This is a genomic window from Acinetobacter sp. UBA6720, from assembly GCF_002454215.1.
Taxonomy (GTDB): Bacteria; Pseudomonadota; Gammaproteobacteria; order Pseudomonadales; family Moraxellaceae; genus Acinetobacter.
In genome coordinates, this window is sequence record NZ_DKIK01000053.1 from 1 (window position 1) to 1561 (window position 1561).

Sequence of the window (1561 nt, forward strand, 5' to 3'; positions counted from 1 at the left end):
GGGTAATGCAAGAAACGATGACAGAAAATATGACACCACAATAAGCCATCTGGTTTCAGCCAAATACTAATATTTTCAAACAGTTTTTGATAGTTGCGTACATGCTCAAACATCTCCACCGATACCACACGGTCAAATGACGCAGGTTCAAGTTGCAACACATTGACATCACAAGTGATCACATTAAGGTTATCCAGTTTTTTTAAACGGGCTTGTTCCTGAATATACTCGCGCTGCGTTGAAGAATTTGACACGACTGTAATACGGGCCGTTGGATAATGCTCGGCCATATATAGACTTAAAGAACCCCAACCGCAGCCAATTTCCAAAATATCCTGCCCGTCTTTCAGTTGTGCTCGCTGGCAATAGCATGCAAGGGCAGCTTCTTCGGCTTGGTCTAGCGTCATATCGGCATGTTCAAATAGACTCGCGCTATATTTCAAACGCTTACCGAGTACTGCCTGAAAAAATGCGGTCGGCAGTTCATAATGCTGCTCATTGGCTTTGTCTGTCTCAATGGCAATTTCGCTGTTTTTCAGCATGGTCAGCACATCCATATAGCGCTGCGCTGCCAATGCGGGGTCAAACCGACCTTCTTGTGCCAAACGTTTTTTGCTCAAGATTTTAATACCAGCACGAATCACTGGGTCTGGAACCTTGCCATTTTCGATCAGTTCTAAGGTTTTTTGAATCATAAAGTCCATGTATTTACCTACTCTTTGGGTGGCCACGGAATAAACATTGAAGTTCGTCGTTGATAGTCTTTATAGTTGTCACCACGGTGGGCGAGCGCCTGTTTTTCACTAAAAGGAATCCCCGTAAAGTAGTACAGGAATAGCCACATCAGCAGTGGATAAATCCATAATCCATAGCATCCTGCTGCCAGACCGAGCACTGGATAGGCAAACCAGTGCAGCCATTCAAAAAAATAATTCGGATGGCGCGAATATTTCCACAAGCCCTGATCCATGGTTTTACCTTGATTCTGTGGATCTAGCTTAAAACGGTAAAGTTGCTGATCTGCAGTGCTTTCACCTATCAAAGCCGAGAGCATGATCATGCCCGCCACAATCACAGTGACCAAAGTCCAGTCATTCCATTGCTCGGTCGAGATACTTAACAACTTCAGCATTGGGTAAGAAAACAGTAGAGCCAAACCTGCCTGGAATATAAAAAACACCAGAAAACCAAGATGCTGATAATTCCCCATCGCTCGGCGCATGTTGTCATAACGCGTGTCTTCTTGGGTTTCATTGGCATAGCGCCGTAACAGATGCCAAGTCAGCCGTGAAAACCAGATCCCACTCGCCAGTCCCAGAAATAACCGAACCAACATCGGCGCACTGTCAATCACCCAAGCGGCAATAATCACATTAAGGGCAATACTGAAACTCCAAGCGACATCGACTAGCCCTGCTCTGCGGTTATAGGTCACCAACACCCAGCTACAGAGCATGATGAAGACATTGAGCAAAAATAAATCTAGCAGCATGTCTCCCTCCTGTTTTATTTCTGCTTAGTAAGCACTGGCTTCAAACAGCAAATGCACATCACTGATCAC

General features: G+C 45.1%; 2 protein-coding genes. Both read right to left on the reverse strand.

What is annotated here, in order from left to right:
- Positions 1-704 (reverse strand): SAM-dependent methyltransferase (locus B4F08_RS04370; RefSeq protein ID WP_291373407.1); only part of this gene is annotated, 704 nt, incomplete at its 3' end.
- 8 nt (positions 705-712) lie between these two features.
- The gene (locus B4F08_RS04375) at positions 713-1492 is read right to left on the reverse strand and encodes a DUF1295 domain-containing protein (protein ID WP_291373409.1); all 780 of its coding nucleotides are present in this window, start codon (positions 1490-1492) and stop codon (positions 713-715) included.
- Between the last annotated feature and the right edge of the window lie 69 nt (positions 1493-1561).

Coding starts and splice junctions, on each gene's coding strand:
- B4F08_RS04375 (WP_291373409.1), bottom strand. CDS start 1,492: ATGCTGCTAGATTTATTTTTGCTCAATGTCTTCATCATGCTCTGTAGC.